The sequence below is a fragment of the Curtobacterium sp. MCBD17_023 genome (assembly GCF_003224415.1).
Lineage (GTDB): Bacteria > Actinomycetota > Actinomycetes > Actinomycetales > Microbacteriaceae > Curtobacterium.
Map to the genome: position 1 here is coordinate 1 of NZ_QKLJ01000016.1, position 18,496 is coordinate 18,496.

The 18,496-nt window shown below is 72.1% G+C and carries 16 protein-coding genes; 6 read left to right on the top strand and 10 right to left on the bottom strand.

Features of this window, described 5'->3' with window-relative positions; genetic code table 11:
* Positions 1-82: 82 nt before the first annotated feature.
* From DEI84_RS13500 to DEI84_RS13515, 4 genes are all read right to left on the bottom strand, one after another.
* Complete coding sequence (locus DEI84_RS13500; protein WP_110891231.1) at positions 83-1,381, bottom strand: O-acetylhomoserine aminocarboxypropyltransferase/cysteine synthase family protein; 1,299 nt, start codon at positions 1,379-1,381, stop codon at positions 83-85.
* Positions 1,381-2,427: an LLM class flavin-dependent oxidoreductase gene (locus tag DEI84_RS13505; RefSeq protein WP_110891232.1), complete on the bottom strand. Its 1,047-nt coding sequence runs from the start codon at positions 2,425-2,427 to the stop codon at positions 1,381-1,383. The genes DEI84_RS13500 and DEI84_RS13505 overlap by 1 nt, the downstream gene beginning before the upstream one ends.
* A gap of 119 nt (positions 2,428-2,546) precedes the next feature.
* Positions 2,547-3,557, bottom strand: coding sequence for a RimK family alpha-L-glutamate ligase (locus DEI84_RS13510; protein ID WP_110891233.1), 1,011 nt, complete (start codon positions 3,555-3,557; stop codon positions 2,547-2,549).
* 65 nt (positions 3,558-3,622) lie between these two features.
* The gene (locus DEI84_RS13515) at positions 3,623-4,462 is read right to left on the bottom strand and encodes a helix-turn-helix transcriptional regulator (protein ID WP_110891234.1); all 840 of its coding nucleotides are present in this window, start codon (positions 4,460-4,462) and stop codon (positions 3,623-3,625) included.
* 101 nt (positions 4,463-4,563) lie between these two features.
* Here DEI84_RS13515 and DEI84_RS13520 point away from each other — a divergent pair, with 101 nt between their 5' ends.
* Complete coding sequence (locus DEI84_RS13520; protein WP_110891264.1) at positions 4,564-5,304, top strand: SDR family oxidoreductase; 741 nt, start codon at positions 4,564-4,566, stop codon at positions 5,302-5,304.
* 14 nt (positions 5,305-5,318) lie between these two features.
* Here the strand turns inward: DEI84_RS13520 and DEI84_RS13525 are convergent, their stop codons facing one another.
* From DEI84_RS13525 to rsmI, 5 genes are all read right to left on the bottom strand, one after another.
* Positions 5,319-5,858, bottom strand: a complete 540-nt coding sequence (locus tag DEI84_RS13525; RefSeq protein ID WP_110891235.1) for a hypothetical protein — start codon at positions 5,856-5,858, stop codon at positions 5,319-5,321.
* A 61-nt stretch (positions 5,859-5,919) separates the two neighbouring features.
* Positions 5,920-6,783, bottom strand: coding sequence for a 16S rRNA (adenine(1518)-N(6)/adenine(1519)-N(6))-dimethyltransferase RsmA (gene rsmA, locus DEI84_RS13530; RefSeq protein ID WP_110891236.1), 864 nt, complete (start codon positions 6,781-6,783; stop codon positions 5,920-5,922).
* Between the two features lie 2 nt (positions 6,784-6,785).
* On the bottom strand, positions 6,786-7,709 hold the full coding sequence (locus tag DEI84_RS13535) for a TatD family hydrolase (RefSeq protein ID WP_110891237.1): 924 nt from the start codon (positions 7,707-7,709) through the stop codon (positions 6,786-6,788).
* Positions 7,706-9,283 (bottom strand): methionine--tRNA ligase, encoded by a 1,578-nt coding sequence (gene metG, locus DEI84_RS13540; protein ID WP_110825970.1) that lies wholly within the window; start codon positions 9,281-9,283, stop codon positions 7,706-7,708. The genes DEI84_RS13535 and metG overlap by 4 nt, the downstream gene beginning before the upstream one ends.
* A 122-nt stretch (positions 9,284-9,405) precedes the next feature.
* Entirely contained in the window at positions 9,406-10,227 is an 822-nt protein-coding gene (rsmI, locus tag DEI84_RS13545; protein ID WP_110825969.1) for a 16S rRNA (cytidine(1402)-2'-O)-methyltransferase, read from the bottom strand.
* A gap of 78 nt (positions 10,228-10,305) precedes the next feature.
* On the opposite strand from rsmI, the gene DEI84_RS13550 reads away from it, so the two are divergent.
* Entirely contained in the window at positions 10,306-11,937 is a 1,632-nt protein-coding gene (locus tag DEI84_RS13550) for a phospholipid carrier-dependent glycosyltransferase (RefSeq protein WP_181420465.1), read from the top strand.
* 91 nt (positions 11,938-12,028) lie between these two features.
* Here DEI84_RS13550 and DEI84_RS13555 read toward each other — a convergent pair whose 3' ends face one another.
* Positions 12,029-12,706, bottom strand: coding sequence for a TetR/AcrR family transcriptional regulator (locus DEI84_RS13555; RefSeq protein ID WP_181419618.1), 678 nt, complete (start codon positions 12,704-12,706; stop codon positions 12,029-12,031).
* A gap of 159 nt (positions 12,707-12,865) precedes the next feature.
* Between DEI84_RS13555 and DEI84_RS13560 the strand changes: the two genes are divergently transcribed.
* From DEI84_RS13560 to DEI84_RS13575, 4 genes are all read left to right on the top strand, one after another.
* On the top strand, positions 12,866-14,407 hold the full coding sequence (locus tag DEI84_RS13560; RefSeq protein WP_110891239.1) for an MFS transporter: 1,542 nt from the start codon (positions 12,866-12,868) through the stop codon (positions 14,405-14,407).
* 173 nt (positions 14,408-14,580) lie between these two features.
* Positions 14,581-15,432: a sulfurtransferase gene (locus DEI84_RS13565; protein ID WP_110891240.1), complete on the top strand. Its 852-nt coding sequence runs from the start codon at positions 14,581-14,583 to the stop codon at positions 15,430-15,432.
* A gap of 54 nt (positions 15,433-15,486) precedes the next feature.
* Entirely contained in the window at positions 15,487-16,554 is a 1,068-nt protein-coding gene (locus DEI84_RS13570; RefSeq protein WP_110891241.1) for an NAD(P)-dependent oxidoreductase, read from the top strand.
* A gap of 67 nt (positions 16,555-16,621) precedes the next feature.
* Positions 16,622-18,466 (top strand): thioredoxin domain-containing protein, encoded by a 1,845-nt coding sequence (locus DEI84_RS13575; protein ID WP_110891242.1) that lies wholly within the window; start codon positions 16,622-16,624, stop codon positions 18,464-18,466.
* Positions 18,467-18,496 lie beyond the last annotated feature (30 nt).

Consider the following 18,496-nt stretch of genomic DNA (forward strand, 5'->3'; position numbering starts at 1 on the left):
GTCCGCACCCGACCGGGAGCAGGCATCGACGTCATGCGACCAACCTATCCCCGTCCCGCCGGTCCACCCGCCGTCCGACGGCTCACGCCGCAGCGGCGAAGCCGCGCTCCAGGTCCGCGATGACGTCGTCGACGTGTTCGAGGCCGATGGACAGCCGGATGAGCCCCTCGCCGACGCCCGCCGCGGCCCGCTCGGACGGGGTCATCTGCACGTGGGTCGTCGACGCCGGGTGCACGACGAGGGAACGGACGTCGCCGATGTTCGACACGTGGTCGAAGAGCTCGAGCGCGGACACGAAGCGCCGCCCGGCCTCGACCCCGCCGGCCAGGTCGAACGCGAGGACGCTCGACGGCCCGTTCGGCACGTACCGCTGCTGCAGGTGGTGCCACGGGGAGCTCGGCAGGCCGGCGTAGTGCACGTGCTCGACCTGGTCGTGTGCATCGAGCCAGGACGCGACCGTCGCGGCGTTCGACACGTGCCGGTCCATGCGGAGCGACAGCGTCTGGATGCCCTGCAGCACCAGGAAGGCGTTGAACGGGGCGATCGCCGGGCCGAGGTCGGCGGAGAGCTTCGAGCGGGTGCGCTGGATGAACGCACGGCGACCGAACTTCTCCGCGAAGTTCGTACCCGAGAAGCCCGAGTGCTCGGTCGTGGTCAGCTGCGGGTACTCGTCCGGGTGTGCCGCCCAGTCGAAGTTGCCGCTGTCGACGATGAGTCCGGCGATGGCGCTGCCGTGCCCGGCGAGGTACTTCGTCGCGGAGTGCACGACGATGTCCGCGCCGTGCTCGATCGGCCGGACCAGGTACGGCGTCGCGATGGTGTTGTCGACGATGAGCGGGACGCCGGCCTCGTGCGCGACACCCGCCACCCCGGCGAAGTCGAGGACGTCCCCGCGCGGGTTCGGGATGGACTCGCCGAAGAACGCGCGCGTCTCGGGTCGGACGGCCGCGGCCCACTCGTCCAGGTCCGTCGGGTCCTGCACGAACGTGAACGCGATGCCGAGGTCACGGAGCGTCGACGCGAAGAGCGTGTACGTCGCGCCGTAGAGCGACGCGCTCGACACGATGTGGTCCCCGGCACGGGCGAGCCCGAGCACGGCGAGCGACGTGGCCGCCTGCCCGGACGCGAGCGCGAGCGCGGCGACCCCGCCCTCCAGGTCGGCGATCCGCCGTTCCAGCGCCGCGGCCGACGGGTTGTTCACGCGGGAGTACGTGTGCCCGGGTGCGTTGAGCAGGAACCGGTCGGCGGCGTCCTCCCCCGACGGGTAGACGAAGGCGGCGGTCTGCGCGATCGGCGGCACGTTCCCGCCGAAGCCCGGGTCGGCCTTGAACCCGGCGCGGATCTGCCGGGTCTCGAACGCCCAGTCGTCCTCGGCGGCCATCAGGACACCGTCTCCACGGGGACGGACGCGCGCACGAGCGGGATGACCTGCTCGCCGAAGCGCTCCATCTCCTCGAGCTGCGGCGAGAACTGCAGGAGCAGGGTGTCCACACCCGCCTCCTCGTACTCGCGGATCCGTGCGGCGACCTGCTCCGGCGTCCCGACGAACTGCGGGCGCAGGCCCCGGTTCGACACCGAGTAGTCCTCGAGCGACGGCACGTGCTCGAGCTGCGACTTCGAGATGAAGTCCTGGTACGACTCGTACGCCTTGCCGTGCTGCACGTCGGTGATGCGCGCGAGCTCGGCCTGCGCTTCCTCCTCGGTGTCGCGCACGATCGCGTACGCGGCCATGCCGAACGCCTCGAACGGCGGGAGCCCGGCGTCCTCGCGGCGCCGGCGCATCTCGGCGATCTTCGTGCGGAGCTCCTCGACGGTGCCGCCGTGGGTGACGTAGGCGTCGGCGTAGTGCGTGATGCTCGCCTTGCCGGCCTCGCTCTCACCGCCGGCGTAGATGCGCGGGGTGACGCGGGGCTTCGGCTCGAGGTGGGCGTTCTCGATCTCGTAGTACTCGCCGGAGAAGCTGTACGGGGTCTCCCGCCACAGCCCCTTCATGATCTCGACGAACTCCGCCGTGCGCTTGTACCGGTCGTCGTGCTCCGAGAAGATGCCGCCGTACTGACGGGCCTCCTCCGCCCACCAGGCGCTCACGACGTTGAAGGTGAACCGGCCGCCGGAGATGTCGTCGATCGTCGCCGCCTGCTTCGCCGTCACCGCGGGCAGGTGGTACCCGGGCCGCATCGCCGCCATGATCTCGAGGCGCTCGGTCGTCGCCGCGATCGCCGCCGCGAGCGCCCACGCCTCCAGGCTCGGCGCCGCGACGCCCTTGATGTCGTTGAGGTTGAGCTCCGGCACGAGCGTCAGGTCGAACCCGATCCGCTCGGCGCGCTGCGCCAGGAGCTTCACGTAGTCGAACGTGACCGGCATCTGCTCGTCGTCGACGTTGCGCAGCCAGCCGCCGAAGAGCGGGGTCCAGTATCCGAATCGCACGGGGGTTCCTTGCTGGTGGAGATGACGGTCCGGAGGCTCGGTGCCGGTGGCGAGCCGGGCCTCCAGACCGGTGGGTGGGTCAGGCGGTGCGGTGTGGTGCGGCGGTGTCGTGTCGCCGGTCAGGCGTGCGCCGCCGGTGCGGCGGCCGTGGCGTACTCCGCGTCGAGCAGCCCGCCGAGGTAGCGGGCGATCGACCGCGGGCCCGAGGCCGGTGCGGCCTCCTCGACGGCGGGGTTGTAGTTCGTGTTCGTGTTGATGTCGTAGACGACCGTCCGACCGTCGGTCGTCTCCATGAACTCGACGCCGGCGATCGTGATCCGCTGGTCGGCGAGGAACGTGCGGAGCTGCTGCACGAGCGGGTGCTCCGCCGTCACCTCGGTCCGGACGCTGAACGCCGGCGGGGCGCCGAGCGCCTCGGTACCGGGGACCTCGCAGACCGCGCCGGCGATGACCTGAGGCACCTCGCACGCGTCCGCGGGGCAGAGCTCGAAGCTGCCCGCACTCGTGTCGACGCGGACGGCGTAGACGAACTCGCCCCCCACGAACTCGACGCGGGTGATGAACGGCTCCCGGGCCGTCAGGTACTCCTGCAGCAGCGTGATGCCGTCCACCGGCTCCTCGAACTCCGGGCTGTCGACGTAGGCGTCGAACTCGGCGAGCGAGTCGAAGCGCCGGACGCCGAGGCCCTTGCCGCCCTGGTTGTGCTTCGTGATGAAGGGGCCGTCCTGGCCGCCCGTGAAGTCCGCGGCCGCCTGCTTGAGCGTCGCCGTGCCGAACACCGCGGTGGTGCGGGGCACGTCGAACCCGGCCTGCTGCAGGAGCCCGTGCTGGGCGACCTTCGAGACCTCGAGCTCGAGCACGTGGCTGCCGCCGACGACCTGGCGGCCCGCTCGTTCGAGCCAGCCGAGCACCGCGCGGGTGTACTCCTTGCTGTGCTCGTGCCCGCGTGTGTGCGAGCTGGCCGACATGCGGCTCCAGTACACACCGGGCTCCGGTTCGGCGCCGAGGTCGATCTGCCCCTCGGTCAGCAGGAGCTCCCGCACCGGGACGCCCTCGGCCTCGAAGGCAGCGGCGAGCGGCGGGAACCACTCGGGGTTCTCGTGGATGACGGTCACGCGCGGAGTGCTCACCGCCCCACCCTAGGCACGCACGTGTGGGGGCTGCCAGGTGTGTGACGTGGTGTTGCGGCCGACGCTCAGGCGAAGGTCTGCTGGCCGAGGACGCCGAGCAGTTCGAGCTTCTGGGCGTCCTCGCTCCCCGGCGGTGCCGTGAAGAGCAGGAGCGCCTGTGCCTGGTCGTCCGTGTGCAGCACCTGACAGTCGACGGTGATGCGACCGAGCTCGGCCTGCATGATCGTCTTGTTGTCCGACCAGCGGAGGGCGACCTCGTGCAGCGCCCACAGCCGGGCGAACTCGGGACTGCGCCGCTCGAGTTCGGCGACGAGTTCGGTCGCCCGACGATCGCCGGGTCCGGCGAGACCGACCGCCGCCCGCAGTGACGCCACCACGACCCGCCCCAGTCGTTCGTGCTGCTCCGGTGCGTACCGGTCGAGCTCGGTGCCGGTGACGAACCACCGCCATGCCTGGTACCGGTCGTTGCCCGACAGGCCGACCGACGTGCCGAGGAGCGCCACGGCGAGCCGGTTCTCGACGAGGGTCTCCCCCAGGTGACTGACGACGATCGCCGGCGTGTCCGTCAGCCGGTCGAGCACCCGGAGGATCGCCGGGTCCACGTGGTCGGCGCGGTGCATGCGCACCGGCGCGTTCTGCCCCGCGAGGTGGAACAGGTGGTCGCGCTCGTCGAGGGAGCAGCGGAGGGCACGGGCGATCGCGGCCACCATCTGCTCGGACGGCTGCGGTCCGCGCTGCTGCTCCAGGCGCGTGTAGTAGTCGACCGACATGCCGACCAGCGCGGCGACCTCCTCACGACGGAGGCCCGGGGTGCGCCGACGAGCGCCGGCACCGAGCCCGACGTCCTCCGGGCGCAGGAGCTCGCGTCGGCGGCGCAGGAAGTCGGCGAGGGCGGCACGGTCCATGCGTCCAGTCTGCTGCTCGGCGCGGCCGGGAACCAGGGACCGGCGGTCCCCCGATGTGCGGGCTCTGGATGCGTCGACACGGCGCGGGCATCGTGGTCGTCATGGACACCACCAACAGCACCGTCTTCATCCCCGGCGCGACCTCGGGCATCGGCCTGGCGCTCGCGCTCCGCCTGCAGGCCGCGGGCAGCACCGTCGTCATCGGCGGGCGCCGACAGGCCCTGCTCGACTCCCTCGCCGAGGAGCACGGCCTCGGCACGGTCCAGATCGACGTCGCCGATGCCGATTCGATCCGGGCGGCCGCCGACCAGGTCCTCGCCGCACACCCCGGACTCGACACCCTCGTGACGATGTCGGGCATCATGCGGAACGAGGACCTCCGCGACCCCGGCCACATCGAGGACGCCCTCGAGACGATCCAGACGAACCTGGTCGGGACGATCCGCCTGATCGACGCGTTCCTGCCGCACCTGCTCACCCGCCCGGCCGCCACCGTCATGACGGTGTCGTCGGGGCTCGCGTTCGTGCCGCTCACCGCGACCCCGACCTACAGCGCCACCAAGGCCGGCGTGCACTCGTACACGCAGGCACTCCGACAGCAGCTCGCCGGCACCGCGGTCGAGGTGCTCGAACTCGCTCCGCCGGCCGTGCAGACCGACCTGATGGGCGGAGCGGACTTCGGCGGCATGCCCCTCGACGCCTTCGTCGACGAGGTGATGACGATCATCGAGGCCGGCGGGACGTCGGAGGTCCTCGTGCAGAACGTCCAGCCGCTCCGGTGGGCCGAACGTGACGGCACCCACCAGCAGATCCTCGAGATGATGGCGGGCCGCGAGCACTGAGCCCGCTCTGCGGCTCAGACCGCGGCGAGCAGGTCCCGCAGTCCGGTTTTCGCCTCGGGCATCCGCTCCGGCCCGGTGAGACGTTCACGCGTCGCCGACAGCCGGACGGTGCCCGGGCGGGGGCCGTCCTCCGTCGTGAGCAGCACCGACTCCCGGTCGGCGGACGTCCACCGGGCCGAGGGACGCTTCCCACCCCGGCGCTCCGAGGTCGGGCCGTGCCCGAACGCGGCGGCCGCGACGACGACCGCGCGGTCGAGCACCGCCTCCCGGTCGCCGTCGACCTGCCGTGAGGCCGAGACGGCGAACGTGCCGTCGGAGCGCTGCCCGGGGACACGGAGGCCGCGGGACTGCTCGTAGCCGACGGCGACGCTCTGCGCCCACCAGGGGTCGACGCCCTGACCGACGAGCCAGGCGGCGATGGCCGTGTGGCCGATGGTGCGCCCGTCGGCTCGGTCGAGGCGGTCGTACCAGTCGTCCGGCGCGGCACCGGTGGCCGCGACCACGCGCTCGGCGGGGATTCCCCGTGCGTGCGAGCGGACGACGTCGTCGGTCATGGAGCGAGCGTACCCAGCGCGGACCGGATCCTCCGCCGGACGGCCGCCAGGTGTGGCGGGGTCAGGACGCGGCGCCGCCGGCGGCCGCGAGGACGGTCCGGCCGAGCCGCACGAAGTCGTCCACCCCGAGCTCCTCGCCGCGGGCGGTCGGAGCGATGCCCGCCGCCTCGAGGACCTCCGACGCACGGGCGCTGCCGCCGAGGACGCCGGACAGTGCCTGCCGCAGCATCTTCCGCCGCTGCTGGAACGCCGCGTCGACGAGGGTGAAGACCCGCGACCGCAGCTGTTCGTCCCCCGGCGGTTCGTGCCGGTCGAAACCGACGAGCACGCTGTCCACGTTCGGCACGGGCCAGAACACCTGGCGGCTGACCTGCCCCGCGATCCGCCACGAGCCGTACCAGGCGGCCTTGACGCTCGGGGACCCGTAGACCTTGCTGCCCGGGTCCGCCGCGAGCCGGTAGCCGACCTCGGCCTGCACCATGACGAGCGACCGGACGAGGGACGGGAAGGTGGCGAGGAGGTGCAGGAGCACCGGCACGGAGACGTTGTACGGCAGGTTCGCGACGAGGTGCGTCGGCGCCACGGGCAGGTCCTCGGCGGACACCTGGAGTGCGTCCTGGTGGACGACCGTGAGGCGGGCGTCGGGCTGCATCGCGGCGACGGTGGTCGGCAGGTGCACGGCGAGCCGGGCGTCGATCTCGACGGCGGTCACGGGAGCGCCGGTCTCGGTCAGCCCGAGCGTCAGGGAACCGAGCCCGGGACCGACCTCGAGCACGCGGGAGTCCGGCGTCACCCCCGCGACCGAGACGATGCGTCGCACGGTGTTGGCGTCGTGCACGAAGTTCTGGCCGAGCTTCTTGGTGGGGGTGACGTCGAGCGTCGCCGCGAGGTCGCGGATCTCCGCCGGACCGAGGAGGGCACCCATGACTACTCCCCCACCGTGGTCGGCTCGTCGTCCCACGAGCCGTACACGAGCTCGGTGTTGGACGAGATCTGCTCGGCGAGCGTCGACGGGTCGGTGCCGAGGGTCTCCGCCATCGACCGCACGGTGAGCGGGATGAGGTACGGCGCGTTCGGCCGGCCGCGGAACGGCGTCGGTGTGAGGAACGGGGCGTCGGTCTCGACCATGATGAGGTGCCGCGGCGCCACGTGCAGGGCGTCCCGCAGGTTCTGCGCGTTCTTGAACGTGACCGTCCCGGCGAAGGACATGTACCAGCCGCGTTCGGCGCAGAGCCGCGCGAGTTCGGTGCCGCCGGAGAAGCAGTGGAAGACCGTCCGTTCCGGAGCGCCGACGCGCTCGAGGACCTCGACCACGGCGTCGTGGGCGTCCCGGTCGTGGATCGTCAGCGCGAGGTCGTACTCCTTCGCGATCCGGATGTGCTCCTCGAACGAGCGGACCTGGGCGGCTCGGCCGTCGTCCCCGGTCCGGAAGAAGTCGAGTCCGGTCTCGCCGATCGCCCGGACGCGCGGCAGCCCCGCGAGCGCTTCGATGCCGGCCAGGTGCTCGTCCAACAACCCCTGCTCGTCGAGCACCGGCGCTTCGTTCGGGTGCAGGGCCACCGCCGCGAGGACGCGCGGCTCACGGGCTGCGATCGACGCGGACCACTGCGAGGTGGCCAGGTCGGTCCCGACCTGCACCACGCCGCGGACACCGACGCTCGCGGCGCGGTCGAGGTGCTCGCCGTACTCGAGCGGACCGTCCCCACCGTCACCGACGCCGTCGGCGATCTCCATGTGGGTGTGGTTGTCGTACACCGGGACCGCCAGGGCCTGCGGCAACGGCGGGTACGTCAGGTCCCGCTTCTGCCGGCCACCGTCGCCACCGCGTGCGCGGACGTGCGCGTCCGTCACGCGGCGCCCTGCTCCGGCTGCTCGATGCGCGGGAACAGCCCGGCGGCGAGGGGCGTCACCGTCTCGGAGCCCTGCCACTCCCAGGCACGGTCGACGCGCTGCTCGGCGATCGACCCGCCGGCACCGATCGACGCCCAGAGCTTCTCGGTGGCCTTCGGCATGACCGGCGACACCAGGACCGCGACGGTCCCGAGTCCGCGGAGCGCCGTGACGAGCACGGTCGCGAGCCGCGCACGCTGCGCCTCGTCCTTGGCGAGGGCCCACGGCTCCTGCTCGGTGATGTAGCCGTTGAGGGCGTCCACGAGCTCCCAGACGGTGCTGATCGCGTCGTGCGGCGCGAAGGCCTCGATCGCGGCGTCGGCACGCTCGGTGACGGCCTGCGCGAGGGCGTCGATCGCAGCGTCGGACTCGGTCAGCTCCCCGCGCTCGGGGACGGCACCGTCGAAGTAGCGGTTCAGCATCGCGACGATGCGGGACGCCAGGTTGCCGAACCCGTTCGCGAGCTCCGCCTGGTACCGCGCCGAGATGTCCTCCCAGCTGAAGTTGCCGTCCTGCCCGAAGGTGATGGCACGCAGGAAGTAGTAGCGGAACGCGTCGGACCCGAACGTGTCGGTGATCTCGCTCGGGGCGATGCCGGTCAGCTTCGACTTCGACATCTTCTCGCCGCCGACGAGCAGCCACCCGTGGCCGAACACGCGCTCCGGCACCGGCAGTCCGGCCGCCATGAGCATCGCGGGCCAGATGACAGCGTGGAACCGTGCGATGTCCTTGCCCACGATGTGCACGCTCGGCCAGAGGCGCTGGAAGGCCTCGTCGTCCTCCGTGCCGTAGCCGAGTGCGGTGACGTAGTTGAGGAGCGCGTCGAACCAGACGTAGAGGACATGGTCCGAGTCCCAGGGGATCTGGATGCCCCAGTCGAAGCTCGACCGCGAGATGGACAGGTCGCGCAGGCCCTGCTTGACGAACGACACGATCTCGTTGCGGACGCTCTCCGGCTGGATGAACTGCGGGTTCGACTCGTAGAGGTCGAGCAGGCGCTGCTCGAAGTCGGACATGCGGAAGAAGTAGTTCCGCTCGGCCAGGACCTCCACCGGGATCGAGTGGATCGCGCAGACCTGCTGGCCCTCGTACGGACCGGTCCCGGGCACGAGGTCGCTCGGCTGCTTGTACTCCTCACACCCCACGCAGTAGAAGCCCTCGAACTCGCCCGCGTAGATGTAGCCGTCGTCGTACAGCTTCTGCAGGAACGCCGTCACGCCCCGCTCGTGCCGCTCGTCCGTCGTCCGGATGAAGTCGTCGTTGGCGACGTCCACCGTGTCGAGCAGCGGCTTCCACGCGTCGGTGACGAGCCGGTCGGCCCACTCCTTCGGTGTGACGTCGTTCGCCGAGGCGGTCCGCAGGATCTTCTGCCCGTGCTCGTCGGTGCCGGTCAGCAGCCAGGTGTCGTCGCCGCGCTGCCGGTGCCAGCGCGCGAGGACGTCCGCGGCGACCTCCGTGTACGCGTGCCCGATGTGGGGCACGTCGTTGACGTAGAAGATCGGCGTGGTGATCGAGAACGAGCTGCCGTCGGCCATGCGGACCATCCTAGAGGCGACTCGAAACCGCGTGACGCGCCTCCCGGCCGCCTGTGGATGACCGGACAGGAGGCTCGTCGCGACGTCGCCACGGGCCTCCCGTCCGACTCCCCCCGGTCGGTTCAGCGCGCGGCGAGCGCGCCTTCGTAGAGGTCCCGCTTCGACAGCCCGGTCGCGTCGGCCACCGCGGCGGCGGCTTCCTTCATCCGCGCTCCCGCGGCCACGCGCTCGAGCACGAGGCGGACACCGTCCTCGATCGTGGCGTCCTCCCCCGACCCGGTGGCCCCGGCGACGACGACGCAGATCTCGCCGCGGACCCCGTCGGCCGCCCACTCGGTCAGCTCGGCGAGGGTGCCGCGACGGACCTCCTCGTGCAGCTTCGTGAGTTCACGACAGACCGCGGCGCGCCGGTCGGCACCGAAGCCGGCGGCCATGTCCCCGAGCGTGTCGGCGATCCGGTGCGGGGACTCGAAGAAGACCATCGTCCGCTGCTCCCCGGCGAGCGCTGCGAAGACACGACGCCGCTCCCCGCCCTTCCGGGTCGGGAACCCCTCGAACGTGAAGCGGTCGGTCGGCAGCCCGGAGAGGGCGAGGGCGGTGAGCACGGCGCTCGGGCCGGGGACGGCCGTGACGGTGACGCCTGCGGCCGCGGCGGCCTCGACCAGCGGGAACCCGGGGTCGCTGATCGCCGGCATGCCCGCGTCGGTGAGCACCACGACGTCGTCCTCGCGTGCGAGCTCGACGACCTCGGCCGCGCGCTCCCGTTCGTTGTGCTCGTGCAGCGCGATGAGCCGCGGTCGGTTCTCGATGCCCAGGGCACGCATGAGGTGGATCGCGGTCCGGGTGTCCTCGGCGGCGACCACGGAGGCGTTCGACAGCGTCTCCACGAGTCGACGGGAGGCGTCACCGAGGTTGCCGATGGGGGTTGCTGCGAGGACGATCACGTCCCCATTGTCGTCGCCACGCCTGCGACCTGTGGACAGCGCAGCCGACGCGTGCGCGGCCTCCGTAGGATGCTGCGCGTGACCACGGACCTGGCCGACCCGCTGCAGACCGTGCCGGACGTCCCCCGTGGCTCGCGGCTCGACGACTGGTGGGCGCGCACGCTGTCCGTCGGCTGGCGGGTCGCCGCCTGGCGCTGGGGCGGCCCGATCGCGGTGACGGTGCTGGCCGCGGTGCTCCGCCTGGTCGACCTCGGGCGACCGCACTCCCTGGTGTTCGACGAGACGTACTACGTCAAGGACAGCTGGTCGCTCGTGCACCTCGGATACGAGGGCACCTGGCCGGCGAACCCGAGCGACGAGGGCGCGCCGACCACCGACGACCGGTTCGCGAGCGGGCAGACCGACATCTACTCCCGCGCCGCCGAGTTCATCGCGCACCCGCCGCTCGGCAAGTACCTCATCGGCCTCGGCATGCTGGTGTTCGGGCCGGACAACGCGTTCGGGTGGCGGTTCACGGTCGCCGTGCTCGGCATCGCGACCGTGTTCCTCATCGCCGTCATCGCGCGGTCCTTGTTCCGCTCGACGCTCGTCGGGACGCTCGCCGGCGGTCTCCTCGCCGTGGACGGGCAGGCGATCGTGATGTCCCGGGTCTCGCTGCTCGACGGCATCGTCACCTTCTTCGTCGTCCTCGCCTTCGGCGCCCTGCTGCTCGACCGCCGCTGGTCCGCCCGCCAACTCGACCGGTGGACCGACCGGCGGGCAACGGCCGGACGGGCCACGCTCTGGGGCCCGGTGCTGTGGTGGCGACCGTGGCTGCTCGCGATGGGCGTCGCGCTCGGGCTGGCGTCGTCGACGAAGTGGACCGGGATGTACTTCCTGGCGTTCTTCGCGGTGTACTCGGTCCTCAGCGACATGATGCTGCGACGACGGGCAGGCGTGGTGTTCTGGTCGTCCAGTGCGGCGCTGCAGCAGGCACCGGTCACGTTCCTGCTCACCGTGCCGGTCGCCGCGGTGACCTACCTGGCCTCGTGGTCCGGGTGGTTCCTGACGAAGGGCGGCTGGGACCGCGACTGGATCGGCGGCGGCGGACAGCGCTGGACGGGCGTGCTCGCGTGGGTGCCCGACAGCCTGCAGAACTGGTGGCACTACCAGTCCGAGATCTACGCCTTCAACATCGGCCTGCACACGCCGCACTCGTACCAGGCGAACCCGCTGCTCTGGCTCGTGATGCAACGCCCCACGTCGATGTACTACCAGGGCACGAACGCGGGCCAGGACGGCTGCGGGTTCGACCGGTGCGGCGCTGCCGTGACCGGGATCGCGAACCCCTTCATCTGGTACGCCTCGGTGATCGCCGCCGTGGTGCTGCTCGTGCTCTTCGTCACGCGTCGGCGATGGGAGTACGGGCTCGTCCTGATCGGCATCGGCGCGGGGTACCTGCCCTGGCTGATGTACCTGGACCGGACGGTGTTCCAGTTCTACACGATCGCCTTCGAGCCGTTCCTCGTGACGGCCCTGGCCGCGGCGATCGCGCACCTGATCGGGTCACGGGACGATCCGCGGCGACGGCGGACGCGGGCGCTGCTCGGGCTCGGCGTGTACCTGCTGGTCGTGGTCCTCGCATCGGTGTACTGGTACCCGATGTGGACGGCGATGCAGGTCCCGTGGGACTTCATCCGCTCGCACTACTGGCTGCCGAGCTGGTTGTAGCGCTCGGCCGATCACGCCGTCGCAGGCACGCGCCGTCGCGGGCACGCGCGGTCGCATCCGCGTGCCCTCGGGGGCACCTGGGACGCCGCCGTCAGGACTGCGGCTGCATCGACCGCTCGAGGGCGTCGCGGTCGAGCGGCACGCCGACCATCGGGTCCTGCCGGGCCTGCGGCAGCACGCCGTCGACGAGGACCTGGGCGTAGCGCTTCCAGGCGTCCGGGTCGTGGTTCCGGGTCGCGTCGGCCACGGCGCCGACCATCGTCGTGAGGATGGGCAGGTCACGGGCGTCGAAGCCCGGCCGGACGACCCCGGCCTCGCGGGCACGACGGATGATCTCGGCGACCTGCCGCTCGAGACGGTCCCGCTCCTGCATGACCGACGGTCGGGCCTTGCCCGCGCGGACGATCGCGTCGGCGAGCGCTCGGTCGCGGGCGCGGAAGGCGAACACGCCCATCAGGTACAGGCGGAGCGACTCACGGGGGTCGGTCTCCTCGGCAGCGGCAGCGGCCGCGGCGTTCAGCGCCTCGAACTTGGCGCTGAGCAGGGCCGCGATCAGGGAGTCCTTGTCGGCGAAACGTCGGTAGACGGTGCCGACCCCGACCCCGGCCTCGTGGGCGATGTCGTTCAGGGTCACCGACAGGCCGCGCTCCGCGAAGCACTTCCGTGCCGTCTGCAGGATCAGTTCGCGGTTCCGCGCCGCGTCGGCACGGAGGGGCCGGTCGAGGTCGAGAGGCCGATCGAGATCGGCTGCGGGTCCGGTGGTGCTCACACACCGAATGTAATCGACCTCTCTGGGAACAAGCGGATGCGGTTGCTCCGTTTCGATGTACAGTGACCACAAGCGGATGCCGCGCATCCGCTTCACCCTCCTCCGGGACGCCCGACGGCGCGCGCCCCTCCCCTTCCATCCTTCGAGAAGGAGGCTGTCATGACGGCAGAACAGACCGCGCCCGCTCCCACAGGAGCGACGCCGACGACCGCGGGCACCACCCCGGCCCGCACCGACCACCGCTGGATCGCCCTGGCGGTCATCGCGCTCGCCCAGCTCATGGTCGTCCTCGACGCCACCATCGTGAACATCGCCCTGCCCTCCGCGCAGGAGGACCTCGGGTTCGCCACCGACCAGCGCCAGTGGATCGTCACGGCGTACTCGCTCGCGTTCGGCTCACTGCTCCTGCTCGGCGGTCGTCTCGGCGACCTGTTCGGCCGGAAGAACACCTTCATCATCGGCCTGGTCGGGTTCGCCGTCGCCTCCGTGCTCGGCGGGCTCGCGGACTCGTTCGGGCTGCTCGTCGCCGCCCGCGCGCTGCAGGGCGTCTTCGGTGCGCTGCTCGCCCCGTCCGCCCTCGGCATGCTGACCACCACCTTCCGCGACCCGAAGGAACGCGGGCGCGCGTTCGGCATCTTCGGGTCGATCGCCGGGTCCGGGGCCGCCATCGGCCTGCTGCTCGGTGGCGTCCTGACCGAGTACGCGTCGTGGCGCTGGTGCCTCTACGTCAACGTGGTCTTCGCGGTCCTCGGCGTGATCGGCGCACTCGTCTTCATGGCGAAGCCGCCGAAGGTCGAGCGTCCGCGCATCGACGTCGCCGGCGTCGTCACCATCACCGCCGGTCTCGTCGGGGTCGTCTACGGCTTCTCGAACGCCGAGACGAACGGCTGGGACGCCCCGCTCACGATCGGCATGCTGGTCGGCGGCGTGCTGCTCATCGCCGCGTTCGTCGTCATCGAGACCCGGGTCGCGCACCCGCTGCTGCCGCTCCGTGTCGTGCTCGACCGCGACCGCGGTGGTTCGTTCGTCGCGATCGGCCTCGTCGCGATCGGCATGTTCGGCATCTTCCTGTTCCTGACCTACTACCTCGAGCAGACCCTCGGGTTCTCGGCGCTGCAGACCGGCCTGGCGTTCCTGCCGATGCCGCTGTCGATCATGATCTCCGCCACGCAGATCGGCGGTCGCCTGCTCCCCCGCGTCGGCCCGAAGGTGCTCATCTTCGCCGGGGCACTCGTCGCCGCGACGGGGCTCCTGCTGCTCCTCCGCACCGACCTCGACAGCTCCTACGCGGGCACGGTCCTGCCGGCACTCGTCGTCATCGGCCTCGGGATGGGGACGATCTTCTCGTCGGCCATGAACACCGCCACGACCGGGGTCGCCCGGTCGGACGCCGGCGTCGCGTCGGCCACGGTGAACACCATGCAGCAGATCGGTGGCTCGATCGGTACCGCGCTGCTGTCGACGATCTTCGCGAACGTGGTGGAGAGCAGCCTGTCCGGGCTGACCGCGGCTCCGACGGCGCTCCAGCAGGCGCAGGCCACGCTCGACGGCTACCACGCCGCCTTCGCGATCTCGGCCGGGGTGCTCGTGGTCGTGGCGATCGCCAGCGGACTGCTCATCAACCGCCAGTCCGTCCGTGTCGCCCGTCTCGAGCGGGCCGGGGCCGGTACGACCGGCAGCATCCCGACGGCTGCGCACTGAGCGACGGAGCTGCTGCGACGCACGACACCACGGGACGGACACGGCACCGCGCGGTCGCACGGTGCCGTGTCCGTCCCGTGCTGCGTCGTCCCGTCCGTGCCGGATCGCGCGGCACAAGTCGCCCCGTTGCTCACACCCTGTCGCGGGTCAGGGGTCTGGTTTACCGTGTGGGCATGGCCCCCGTCCTGACCTCGCCGCTCGTCTCGACGCAGTGGCTCGCCGACCACCTCGGTGCGGACGACCTGCTCGTGCTCGACGCGTCGGTGCACACGGACGGCCGCGGCCTCGACATGTCGTGGCACTCGGCGCGCGACACCCACGAGCGCCGCGGCCACGTGCCGGGCGCCGTCTACGCCGACCTCGTCGAGGAGTTCTCCTCGCCCGACACGGGACTCCCCTTCACCCGTCCCGGAGCCGAGCGGTTCGAGGCCGCAGCCCGCGCGCTCGGCGTGAGCCGTGCCTCCACGGTCGTGGTCTACGACGACGGCATCGGCGAGTGGTCAGCACGGCTCTGGTGGATCTTCCGCTCCTTCGGCTTCCGGACGGTCGCCGTGCTCGACGGCGGGTTCGCGAAGTGGCGCGACGAGGGCCGGCCGGTCCGCGTCGGCGCACTCTCGCGGACCCCACGGCGTGCCGCGGACGACGACGCCTTCGTCGCGGGCGAGGAACTCCCGCTGTGGGCCGACCGGTCGCGCGTGCTCCGCGCCGTGGACGGGTCGGAGCCGGCAGCACTCGTCCTCGCCGCAGACCCCGAGGACCTCGGTGACGACCACCCGCCCCTCGTCCCGGGCACCACGACCATCCGGGTGCGGGACCTCCTCGGCGAGTCGAACGCGTTCCTCCGTCGGTCGGAACTCGAACAGGCGCTCGCACCGGTCCTGACGGCGGACGAGGTCGTCACGTACTGCGGGGTCGGGAGCGCGTCGTGCGTGGACGCCCTGGCCCTGACGATGCTCGGGCACGAGAAGGTCCGCGTGTACGACGGGTCGCTGGCCGAGTGGTGGCGGGAGCCGATCGCCTCCTGACCGGAGCGGTCGACACCGCCGAGCCGACGTGGCCCGGGGGCTAGCGTTGGCGCCATGAGCAGCAGACGCGCGGTGGTCCTCGGCGGGACCGGCGGCATCGGGTCCCAGGTCGCCCGCGAACTCCTCGACCTCTCGGGTCGGGGTGGGGACGACTGGTCCGTCGAGATCGTCTCGCGGCACGGCGGTCCCGTCGCCGACGACCTCGTCGCCGCCGGTGCGCTGGCCCGCCCCGGCGACCGACGGGACACCGCGCTGCTGCGGGACCTGCTGCGGCCGGGGGCGGACCTGCTCGTCGACACCGTCGGCGTGACCCGGGACGACGCCCTGCAGCTCGCGCCGTTCCTGGACGACGTCGGCTCGACCGTGTTCGTGTCGTCGAAGGCCGTCTACGTCGACGAACAGGGGCGGCACGCCAACTCGGTCGACAAGCCCGTGTTCGGCGGCGCGGTCACGGAACTCCAGCCGACGATCGCGCCGGGCGACGGCGACCCGACCTCCCGCGACGGGTACGCTGCGGCGAAGGTCGCCGCCGAGCAGGTGCTGCTCGACCACGGCGCACCGGTCACCGTCCTCCGCCCGTCCAGGGTGTACGGCGTCGGGATCGGACGACCCCGCGAGTGGTTCGTGGTGCGGCGGGTCCTCGACGGACGGGAGCGGATCCTGCTCGCCGACCAGGGGCGCAGCGTCGACCACACGACGGCCGCGTCCGGCATCGGCTCGCTCGTCCGGCTGGTCGCGGAGGCCCCGGACCGCCGGATCCTCAACGTCGCGGACGAGACCGCCCCGACCGCGCTCGAGATCGTCCGCACGGTCGCCGGACACCTCGGCCACACGTTCGACGAGGTCCTGCTCGGCGAGGACGCACCGGCGTTCGTCGGACTCACGCCGTGGTCCACCCCGTCCCCGTCCGTGCTCGACACGACCGCAGCCCGGGCGCTCGGATGGGTCCCGCCACGGTTCGCGGAGGCGGTCCGGTCGGAGGTCGACTGGCTCGTCGGGACCGCCCACCGGACCCCCGCGGACGGCGACGTCCCGTGGGCCGACGACCCGTTCTGGGACCGGATGTTCGACTACGGGCCGGAGGACGCGGCGCTCGCGCTGCTGTCGTTGGGGCTCGGCTGAGCGGCTCGCCCTCCACAGGACGGCCTGGAGGCCCGCCCACACAGGCCGGGCGGGGCACGCTGGGTGCATGAACGACAACCGGCTCGGATCCGCGGTCAGCCCGTACCTCCGCCAGCACGCCACCAACCCGGTGGACTGGCGGGAGTGGGGAGCCGAGGCGTTCGCCGAGGCGCGCGAGCGGGGTGTCCCCGTCCTGGTGTCGATCGGGTACGCCACCTGCCACTGGTGCCACGTCATGGCCCGGGAGAGCTTCTCCGACCCGGAGGTCGGCGAGCTGCTGCGGCGGGACTTCGTCGCGGTCAAGGTCGACCGTGAGGAACGCCCGGACGTCGACGCGAGCGCGATGGCCGCCGCGAGCGCCTTCACCGAGCAGCTGGGCTGGCCGCTGACGGTCTTCATGACGCCGGATGCGCAGGTCTTCTACGCCGGCACCTACTACCCGCCGCAGCCGGTCGGGCAGCACCCGTCGTTCCGCCAGGTCACGGCCGCGGTGCTCGACGCATGGCGGGACCGTCGGCAGGAGGTGGACGCGAACGCGTCGGCCATCGCGCGGGCGATCCGGCAGGGTGCGGAAGCGGACGCGGCCTCCGCGCAGGCGGGGCGCACCGACGGAGCCGGCTCGGGCCTCCCGTCCGTCGACGCGATCCGCGGGGTCGTGACCGACCTCGAGCGAGCGGAGGACGCCGAGTACGGCGGCTTCGGGGGCGCACCGAAGTTCCCGAACGCGCCGCTGTTGGAGTTCCTCGGTGATGCCGCAGCCGACGGGGTCGAGCCGGCTGGCGGTCTCCTCCGCCGCGCGCTGGGCGCCATCGCCGGGTCGGAGCTGACCGACGCGGACGGCGGTGTCTTCCGGTACGCCACGCGCCGCGACTGGTCCGTCCCGCACTACGAGCGGATGCTCTACGACAACGCTGGGCTGCTCGCCGTCGCCGACCCCGCTCGTGCCCGCGGCATCGCCGACTTCCTGCGCGACACGCTCCGGCGGCCGGACGGCGCGTTCGTCGCCGCCCAGGACAGCGAGTCGACGATCGACGGTCGACGGGTGGAGGGCGAGTGGTACCGCCTGCCCCTCGACGAACGCACCCGGCTCGACCCACCACCGCTCGACGACCAGGTCCTGACCGGGTGGAACGGCCTGGCGGTCCGAGGATTGGTGTCAGCCGGAGCACGAAGCGGGGACGACGAGATGATCGACCTCGCTCGTGCCGCGGCGGACGCGGTCATCGCCGCACACCTCCGGGACGGGCACGTCACCGTCCGCTCGAGCTCGGGTGCCGGTACGTCGGCGGCGGCGCCGACCCTGGAGGACCTCGGGCTGTTCGCCGAGGGGCTCCTCGAACTCGCGCTCGCGACGGGCGAGCTGCGCTACGCGACGATCGCCAGGACGCTCGTCGACGACGGCCTGTCCGGTGCACTCGAGGTCGACCCGGTCCTCGCCGCGGCCGGGACGGCGACCGGCGAGCAGCCGCAGACCGCGCTCCGGTCGGGGACCGTCGCGCTCGCGAGCGCGGCTGCGGTCCTCGCCGCACTGACCGGGGACGACGATCGGCGGACCGCTGCGGCACGGCTCATCGCCGACCGCGCGCGGACCGGAGTGGATCGCCCGCTCGGGCACGCCGACGCCCTCGGACTCGCGCTCGCCCTGCAGCGTCCCTCGCGCGAGGTCGTCCTCGTCGCTGACGACCGGTCAGTGCCCGAGGTGACAGCGATGCTGCGCGCCCTCCGGTCCACACGTCGGCCCGGGACGATCACCGCGGTGCTGACGCGAGCGCAGGCGGCCGAGTGGGCGGAAGCCGGGTTCACGCTCATGGAGGGACGGGACACCGCGGACGGCGTGACCTACGTCTGCCACGACCGCGTCTGCGCCCTGCCGGCACGCACCGCCGACGAGCTCGCGGCGCAACTCGTCTGATGGTGGACCCGCCCGGGCGGTATCCTGGAA